At 42.7% G+C, this 9,514-nt stretch carries 6 protein-coding genes and 1 pseudogene; 5 read left to right on the top strand and 2 right to left on the bottom strand.

Annotated features, from left to right (window positions below; all coding sequences use genetic code 11):
* Positions 1-85: 85 nt before the first annotated feature.
* On the bottom strand, positions 86-718 hold the full coding sequence (locus NWQ57_RS16515) for an MOSC domain-containing protein (RefSeq protein ID WP_306023264.1): 633 nt from the start codon (positions 716-718) through the stop codon (positions 86-88).
* A gap of 106 nt (positions 719-824) precedes the next feature.
* Between NWQ57_RS16515 and NWQ57_RS16510 the strand changes: the two are divergent.
* The 5 genes and pseudogenes from NWQ57_RS16510 (at position 825) to NWQ57_RS16490 (ending at position 8,319) form a co-directional block, all read left to right on the top strand.
* A pseudogene (locus tag NWQ57_RS16510) lies at positions 825-1,392 on the top strand (RNA polymerase sigma factor).
* Positions 1,385-1,873, top strand: a complete 489-nt coding sequence (locus NWQ57_RS16505; RefSeq protein ID WP_306023263.1) for a hypothetical protein — start codon at positions 1,385-1,387, stop codon at positions 1,871-1,873. Before NWQ57_RS16510 ends, NWQ57_RS16505 begins: the two are co-directional and overlap by 8 nt.
* A 29-nt stretch (positions 1,874-1,902) precedes the next feature.
* Positions 1,903-2,853, top strand: coding sequence for a DUF4097 family beta strand repeat-containing protein (locus tag NWQ57_RS16500; protein WP_306023262.1), 951 nt, complete (start codon positions 1,903-1,905; stop codon positions 2,851-2,853).
* Between the two features lie 257 nt (positions 2,854-3,110).
* Positions 3,111-6,302 (top strand): TonB-dependent receptor domain-containing protein, encoded by a 3,192-nt coding sequence (locus NWQ57_RS16495; protein WP_306023261.1) that lies wholly within the window; start codon positions 3,111-3,113, stop codon positions 6,300-6,302.
* 97 nt (positions 6,303-6,399) lie between these two features.
* A complete protein-coding gene (locus NWQ57_RS16490) occupies positions 6,400-8,319 on the top strand; it encodes a S9 family peptidase (RefSeq protein WP_306023260.1) in 1,920 nt (639 codons plus the stop codon).
* A 65-nt stretch (positions 8,320-8,384) separates the two neighbouring features.
* Here NWQ57_RS16490 and ispB read toward each other — a convergent pair whose 3' ends face one another.
* Complete coding sequence (gene ispB / locus NWQ57_RS16485) at positions 8,385-9,356, bottom strand: octaprenyl diphosphate synthase (protein ID WP_306023265.1); 972 nt, start codon at positions 9,354-9,356, stop codon at positions 8,385-8,387.
* Positions 9,357-9,514 lie beyond the last annotated feature (158 nt).

Raw genomic sequence — 9,514 nt, 5'->3', positions numbered from 1 at the left:
AATCTGAATTAGTTTCGATTTATGAAAACACCGCCATTTGGCGGTGTTTTTTTATCTGCATATCCCCTTCATCCTTGAAACTTGTTTATTGGTTTTGTCTTAACAGTTTTGCCTGCCACTGCGGATCTAGACCACTGGCATTTTCAATCATCAATATACTCTCGACATCCAGTTTTTTACTTTGGAGCATATGTAAAAAATGTCGAATGGTTAAGTTGGAATTTGAGCGCTCAACTAATTTGAAAGTATCACCGACTTGTAATTGCCCCGCCGCAATCACGCGATAATACCAACCACTTAAGTGATGTTGCGCTATAAACTGACTTAAACCGGGTTGGCGAAATTTAGCATCTATCTTCCAGCAGGGTATACGTGGAGCACTCACTTGCAACGTGGCAGAACCTACTTGGTAAATATCGCCAATACATACGTTATCTTCATGCATTAATGCCGTGCTGATATTTTCACCTATAGAGCCAGGTAGAGCTTTACGATGTAACAAGGGATGTTGCTGAATGATTTTTTGATAGCTCAACAGTGAAAATTGATGCAAGGCTTTTTGTGGACCACCATGCACTCGTTTGTCAGCTTGCACGTCACCCACTATGCCTAAGGCGTTGACCTGTGCATGTTCAATTGGTTTTTTAATTATACCCGTAGGACTGAGTTTAGGGCCGATGGCTGTTTTGTTGCCGCTGAATAAACCGATAATTTCCATTGCGCTACCTCACTAAATAAAAAATATGCATTATTTTTTTAATCCTTTAAACCAATCTAGTTTACCCTGCGACTTACTAAACAACTAACACCAAGAAGACATCGGTTTGACCATACAAGGAAACGTTGTTGCTGCAGAGCATAAGTTCGCCTCTAAAAGTGAGATGGACTTAATCAAAGCAATACAGGGCGGCGACATACAGGCGTACCACAAACTATATCAGCAATACATTGCTCAGGTGTATGGCTTGTGTTATCGCCTGACCGCAGATAAATCCTTAGCCGAAGATGCTGCTCAAGAGGTTTTTATCCAGTTGTGGCGAAAAAATCGGTAATTACCAAGGTGAGAGCAAGTTTTCTACGTGGCTGCATACAGTGACCAGCAACATCACGATCTCTTATTTGCGCAAACAAAGGGGTTGGTTATATCGCATGATGAATTTTGAAGATTCCCCGGCCATCAATGAATTGGCCGAAGAATCGAGTAGCACAGTGGATATTGAAAGTTACATAGTTCGGCTACCCGAACGTGCCAGACTGGTGTTTGTTTTACATTCCATTGAAGGCTATCGCCACGAAGAAATTGCCACTATGACTAACATGGCTGTGGGCTCAAGTAAGGCACAGTTTCACCGCGCCAAACAATTATTACAGGAGTGGATGGGATATGAATAAAGCTGACTTTGAATCGGATTTGCAACAACAACTTGTTGCGCTTAACCGTGAAAAACAGCCTGAACGTGAACTTTGGTCAGGCATTGAACTGGCTTTAGTTAATAGCCCTGATGTAGTTAACAAGCCAAAGTCAGGCAAAATTTACGCCTTGGTTGCTGGAGTAGCTTTAATTGGACTAGTAAGTTTGCTGTCGTTTAATACGGCTCAAAAGCACCCAAATGGCAGTGATTTAATTGCCAGTTTAAGCGCCCAACATCAACAGCAAAAACAAGCGCTTCTGGTGCAATTTCAAGATCAACCGGCCTTAACCAGTAATTGGCAGGAACAGGTGGCTGAATTAGACAAGGCAGAATTAGCGATTAAGGCCGCGCTGAAAAATGAGCCCAACAACATGGCATTGCTGAAGTTATTACAAAACGTTTATCAACAGCAGATTAGTTTAATCGAGCGGGTGCACTCTCCTAAATGGTCACAGATCTAAGTCCGCGTATTCAAATGAGGTAATGACAAATGAAACAAATTCTAATAGCTATGGCGTTATTGATAATAAGTAGTGCTAGTTTTGCCACTGAAAAAGTGGATAAAACCCTAGACGTGAATATTAACAGTTATATCCGTATCGAACATGTGAATGGCCTCGCCAAAATAAGCACTTGGGATAAAGCTGAGGTGCAAGTAACTGGCACATTGGGTGACAAAACCGATAAATTTATTTTTGAGCGCGACGGCAATGAAGTCGTGATCAAAGTTAAAACCAAAAAGCACAGTGGTTGGGGCAACTGGGGCTCGGATGATGGAGACGACTTAACGATCCTAGTACCAGCTAATAGCAAAATAAACTACAGCGCAGTTAATGCTGACGTTGAAGTCAGTGGTGTCAGAGGCGGAGCCGATATTGAAACTGTCAATGGATCACTTGAGGTTAAACAGTTAGGCGGGCGTATTCGCTTAGATTCAGTTAACGGCAACATTACAGCCACTGAGCTTGAAGGCGATGTAAAGATTGAAACCGTCAATGGGGATATTCATTCACGCAGTTCAAAAGGGCGAGATGACAAATACAGTTCAGTCAATGGCGATATTACCGTGCAAACCGAAAGTGAAGAATTACAAGCAGAAACCGTCAATGGTGACGTGGAACTGAGTTTGGCAAGCGTGCGCCAACTCAACCTTGAAACCGTCAACGGCTCTCTAGAAGCAAACATGCAATTGCAAAAAAATGGCGAAGTCAACGCATCCAGTGTAGGTGGCTCCATAGACTTAAATTTTCAACAGGAGGTTTCGGCGCGTTTCGACATCCAGGCACATGCAGGTGGCAACATTGACAACAGGCTATCGGAGCATAAGGTACAAAAAGATAAATACGGTCCGAGTCGCTGGTTAACGTTCTCGCTTAATGGCGGCAACGCCAAGGTTAATGTATCGACTGTAAGTGGTCGGGTCAAAATAGGCAAAAATTAAAAAGGACAACAGATTCTTTTTGACACTAAAAAACAAATGCCATTAGGATTAAATAATAATAATTTTATTTACGCAGCATTTTTATCCTAATTTTTTACCAATTAGTCCATATTTCATTTTTATTTCAAATGTTCATTTCGGTTTCTTCTTCGTAGCTATCCACTTTACGGAAAATTTCGGTACTATCATATGTCTAGCGCGATAAAAACACTAAAGCGCTGGTTTTACGTACTATTTACACTATCCAGGGAACAATAATGAAAATACCAACTTCAGCGCGCCTGCGCCGCTCCTCTTATGGAGTAATGTTAGCGTTAGGCTGTGTCACCAGTCTCTCCGCTTACGCCCAAGAAAATGCCAATGTTTTAGAAGAAGAAGCTGACGAAGTCGTCGAAAAGGTGGTAATTACTGGCTCGCGTATTAAGCGAGCAGAATTTTCAAATGCCTCGCCTATTCAAATTATTTCTGGCGATGTGAGCCGTGAAATGGGTTTGTTTGATGCGAGTGAAATTTTGCAAACCACATCACAAACTACCGGCCAACAAATAGACAACTCTTTTGGTGGTTTTGTTTTAGACAACGGCCCAGGCTCCGCCACCGTTGGCTTCCGTGGTTTGGGTGCTGACAGAACCTTAGTTTTAATTAACGGTCGTCGTGTTGCACCAGCTGGCGTTGGCGGTGCACCGGTTGCAGCCGATCTCAACCTTATTCCTGCAATAATGATTCAGCGCATAGAAAACCTGTTCGATGGTGCGTCAACAGTTTATGGTTCTGATGCCATAGCAGGCGTTTCTAACATCATTTTAAAAAGCGATGTTGATGGTTTTGATTTCCAAGCAAACGTCTCAGCGCCCAAAGGCGGCGGTGGTGAAGAAGCAACGCTTTCAGCAATGTATGGATTTACCAAAGATAAGCTGTTTGTCACTGTTGGTGCAGAGTATTACGATAGAAAACCAATGACTTTTGCCGATAACCAATTCGTAAGCAAATGTGATTCGTGGTACTACGAAGATACAAACGGCAATATATTGACGACAGATAAAAGTAACCTGTTAACGACCACTCCAGAAAGCACCTGTAATGAAACCCGTTCTATTAACTGGGGTTCACCTTTTGGTCCTTTGGGTACTTTACGCGCTACGCCTGGATACACCAACGTAGGCATCCCTGGCTGGTCAGGTGATTATGCTCCTGTCAGTGCAATCGGCGTTCGCGATAATGTTATCGGTGTAGACCGTGACGGAGACGGCATCAACGATTCTGCTATCTATGACGGAAACGGTGACGGCTTAATCGATTTTGATACTCAAGACCCATTTTATGCCGCTGATGGTTCTGACTATCAACGCTCTGGTTATTTTGTTAGCCCAGTAAAACGTAAAAGTGTTTTCCTGAATGGCCAATATGATTTTGGCGACGCTAACGACACGGCATTGTTTTTTGAGGGCCTATACGCTGGAAGAAGTTCCAATACATTTAACCCGCGTGCACAATTTTTCCCTTATGTCAGTGCTGACAATCCTTACAACCCGTGTGGTTCTGACGAAATAAACGGCGTTAATTGTAATGCCATTTTAGGCCGCGATAGAACTTTTTATGAGGTCCGCCCAATTGTAGGTATCCGTGGCGACCGTTCTTTTTCTGAAGTTGACGTGTATCAGTTACGCGCTGTTGTTGGTTTAAGAGGTAATATTGGGCTACTGGATTCGTTTGGTCAGGGCGACTGGTCTTATGAAACCAACATCGCTTATAGCTATTCAAACGGCAAAACCAAACTTTCTGGTATCGGCACTGAAACCTTAGCTCAATCACTTGATGCGGTTAGAAACGAAGATGGTTCGATATCTTGTGTCGACGAATCGAATGGCTGCGTTGCGGTTAACTTATTTGCACCTAACATTTATCAAGCTGGTGGCGGTATGTTAACAGCCGAAGAGCAAGACTTCTTGTTTGTTGATCGGACGATGGAAACCATTATCAAGCAGACAATGTGGAGCGGATTCGTGACAGGTAACTTATTCAGTTTACCTTGGAACAATCAGATTGTGCCTTTAGTGGTAGGTGCTGAATTCAGAAAAGACGAGATTGTTTCTAATCCTAATGATGTATCCGCAGACGGTTTAATGTGGGGCTTTTCAGGTGATCAAGGTGCTGATGGAAGCAGAAACTTGCGCGAAGCATTTTTAGAAACAGAATTCCCCTTACTCAGAGGCGTAAAATTTGCTGAAGAGTTAACCTTAACGGCATCAGGGCGTTGGACGGATGAAACCTTCTATGACCCAGAAACAACTTATAGTCTTAAAGGCGTTTATCGCCCCACAGATTGGTTTACGCTTCGCGGTACAAAAGGTACGTCATACAGAGCGCCAAATTTACGTGAAAGGTTTTTAAATGGTACCTCAGGTTTCAGTTCTGTTACCGACCCATGTGTAGTGCCTACTCTTGCGCGCGAAGACGATGGCGCCGACGGTCAAGTGTATGTTGCCGCTGAAGATACCAGGGACGAACGCGTCTTTACTTCATGTGCGGCCAGTGGTATCGATGCCAAGTCCTTTGGTTTGGGGACGCCGGACACCCGCTTCTCTGACATTATCAGCGCACGCGTAACAACAGGTGGTACAGAGAACTTATTCGCAGAAAAATCGCTATCTAAAACCTACGGTTTTGTTGTTGAGCAACCGTTCACCGATAAATTTGATTTGACGTTCTCGTTAACCAATTACGATATTTCAATCACAAATAGTATTGAAGAACCCGATGCCCCGTACATCATTTCCAGTTGTTATAACAATGAAAATGCACCCAATGGTGAAAGCAGCTTCTGTAGCCTGATTGTGCGTGACGCGAACAATCGTATGACAGGTGTCGACTCTTCGTTTGTTAACGTTGGTTTAATCACTTCAGTCGGTGTTGATTACAATCTTTATTACAACCAAGAGTTTGTAGTTGGTAGCGAAACCTTAGGTGTAAGCTTTGACTTGTTAGGCACCAAAATGAAAGAGCAATACTTTCAAATTTTGGATGAAGAAGATGACAATGCTTTCGAACCTGCGTTTCCTAAATGGCGAATTAATGGTCGTTTGAGCCTGGATTACGGTGATTTCAGATTTAACTGGGTAACACGTTATATCGGTGATGGCGAACCAGACACTGAAGACGCTTATGGCAATAGCTCACCTTGTTATGAGGTAGTTGAACCTGGTACAACAGCAGGTCCAGGTTGTCGACCAATTGCAGGTACTCCATCTTATGTTTTACATAATGCTTCATTAGTTTATCAATGGGACAATATGTCAGTAACATTTGGTATGCAAAACGTATTTAACAAGGCTCCGCCCAGAGTTGATTCTGGCTCGAATGGTGTAACCAACGTTAGAAACGTACCTATCGGTATCGGCTATGATTTATATGGCAGAACTGTATATGCAGGTTTCAGAATAGAAATCTAATCAAAGGTTAGTGTATCAGGGCTCTCGCAATGACTTTTTTATTAGTACATCGCGCTAGAGCCCTTTTTTATTTTAACAACAATTCATGGAAGTTCCGATGAATACAAAATCTATAAGATTGATTGTTAGTAAATTTTTACTAGTTTTCACCTCTTTTCAAATTAATGCACAAGCGCCCTCTTCGCTCCCCAACACCTTGCCTCTTGATGCTTTTGCAATGCTGCCTGCGCTCACTCAAGCAGCTGTGACATTAAATGGAGAAAAACTCGCGATAATCCGCGCCACCTCTCTAAACGGTGACTATATTGTAGAAATACGAGACACAAATAATCTTGCGGCTGACCCTGTACGTTTGGGAGCGAACAAGATGGAAATAACCGCTATTAATTGGCTCAACAATGACAAATTACTAGTGAATTTCCGTCAAAATATCCAAGATGGAAATCGCAATTATTGGGTTACTAAAGCCGGCATTGTCAATGCTGATGGTTCGGGAGATTGGAGAATACCCTTCCCCAAGGAGAATCGCGCTAACTATACAGTTTTATCGGTTTTACCCGATGATCCAAATCATATTTTATTGAATTATGATATCAACGACAATTACATCCCAGACGTAATTAAGTTCAATATTAATACCGGTGCGACAAAAACCGTGCTGCGAGGTAACAACAAGGTCAGTGGTAGTTTTATCCCTGATCCTGACGGTGAAATTAGGGCTGGCTCGGGTTATGACGCTGCAACCACAACAATCAAACAATATGCGCGCTTACCTGGTGAAACCGAATGGCGAGAAATATACGCTAATTCACCGGAGAACCGAGAAGAATGGGAATTTTTATACTTTTCGCAAGAAAACCCCGAAGAAGTGTATATCAGAGCGAATTTAGGTGAGGACACAGCAGGGATTTATACTTATAACATCCGTACGGGTAAGTATTCCGAACGATTATTCGGCTTAGCCGCTGTAGACGTTGACAGCGTGTTATTGGGAAGTAAAAAGAACAATCGGGGCAGATTGCTTGGATTTACCTATACCTCTAAATACCCGACTCGTTACTTTTTGGATGGTGAAGAAGAGTCGATTTATAAAGCGATTGAAGCGCTGTTTCCAGGCAAGTATGTTTCACTTGTCAGTCGTTCAGAAAACGACAACGCCATCGTTATCAGCACCTCTTCCGATAAAGACCCAGGTAGCTTTTATTTACTGAGCAACAAACAGAAAATAGAGTTTCTGGGCGAGCGCAACCCGCTGATAAAATCCGAAAATCTAGCCGATGTAAAATATGTCAAATATACCGCACGCGATGGCCGCAAAATTCCGGCGTACATTACTGTGCCACAAGGCAAAGGTCCATTCCCTGCTGTTGTAATGCCTCATGGCGGCCCTTGGGTGCGTGACGTGGTCATATATGATGAATGGGCACAGTTACTTGCTCATCATGGTTATATCGTTATTCAGCCTCAATATCGCGGGTCAACAGGTTTCGGTTTAGACCACTGGAAGGCAGGCGATAAAAAGTGGGGCCTTGAAATGCAGGATGACAATGATGATGCGGCTTTATATTTAGTCGAAAAGGGTTTAGCGAGTAAAGATAAATTGGCTATTTTTGGCTGGAGTTACGGCGGCTATGCGGCTTTTGCTGGCTCAATGCGTGATGATAACATTTATCAATGCGCTATAGCTGGAGCTGGAGTCAGTGACCTTGACAGAATTGGCGCAAATATCAATGGCAATCGTTTTGGCCGTATTTTACAAGGACCAACTGTAAAAGGCATTTCTCCTCTTGATCATGTAGAAAAAGTGAATGTGCCTATCTTAGTGGTACACGGCGATATTGACCAAAGAGTACCCGTTGAGCACAGTCGATTATTTGTAGACGAACTTAAAAAGTTTAACAAAGACTACAAATATGTTGAGTTGGAAGGCGCAGACCATTTCTCAAATACTTTGTACTATCACCACAAAACGGAGTTTTATGGTGCGTTGTTAGATTGGTTAAAAAATAAATGTTAATGCCTTAAATAAAAAACTCGGCAACTGCCGAGTTTTTTTGATTCAAATAAAACTATATTGATCGATTAAGCAGCTCTTTCAACCGAAATATGTGCCAAACTAATTAATGCCTGTTTATAGATAGAATCCGCAAGAGGTGACAAAGCTGCAATGGCTTGATCCGCCGCATCTAATGCTTGTTGTTTAGTGTATTCCAATGCTCCTGTTTCTCGCATGGCTAACATAATCTCGTCAAAATGCTGCATGCCATCACCGGTTTCAATTGCTTGCTTGATAAGATTTGACTGCGCTTCTGTGCCATGCCACATTGCATATAACAGAGGTAAAGTGGGTTTGCCCTCTGCCAGGTCGTCGCCAACATTTTTGCCCATCTCGTCGCTATCTGCAGCATAATCCAAGATATCGTCAACCAACTGAAAAGCCGTGCCTAAATATTTGCCATAATCTTGCATGGCCTTTTCGATTTGTGGTGATTGCTCAGTCAATACTGCCGCCAACAAGGTCGCAGCTTCAAATAAACGCGCCGTTTTACTGTAAATAACCTGCATATACTGGGCTTCAGTGGTTTGCGGGTCATTGCAATTCATCAATTGCAGTACTTCACCTTCGGCAATGACATTGGTTGCCGCAGACAATATGTCCATTACCCGCATACGCTCAAGACTGACCATCATTTGAAATGAGCGGGTATACAGAAAATCTCCGACTAGTACACTGGCTTGGTTGCCAAACACCGCATTGGCTGTTTGACGTCCGCGGCGCATCGTCGACTCATCAACCACGTCATCATGCAGTAAGGTGGCGGTATGAATAAATTCGATAATTGCTGCCAATGTGTGATGCTGATTGTTCTTAATATTAACTGCTCTGGCAGCCAGTACTGTCAGCAAAGGACGCAAGCGCTTACCGCCGCTGTTTACGATGTAGAAACCCAATTGGTTGATTAACGCAACGTCAGAATTAACCTGTTGTTGGATCAATGTATTCACCGCTTGCATATCGGCTTCGGCCAGTTGTCGGATTGCGTCTAATTCCATACTCAAAATAGCATGCTCACTATGTACATTTAGCAAAAATTATTAGGCTCGGATTTTACAGAAATTAGCATCAGTATCCAGTAACAGTTACCCTGATAAATCAATAAGATGGCGATTGCAAAAAAATGCCGCAAATTTAACCAAATAATTTATTAAAG

The organism is Paraglaciecola sp., from assembly GCF_030730205.1.
Lineage (GTDB): Bacteria > Pseudomonadota > Gammaproteobacteria > Enterobacterales > Alteromonadaceae > Paraglaciecola.
The sequence above is the reverse complement of the archived record's forward strand: the minus strand, read 5'-3'. Positions and strand labels throughout refer to the sequence as shown.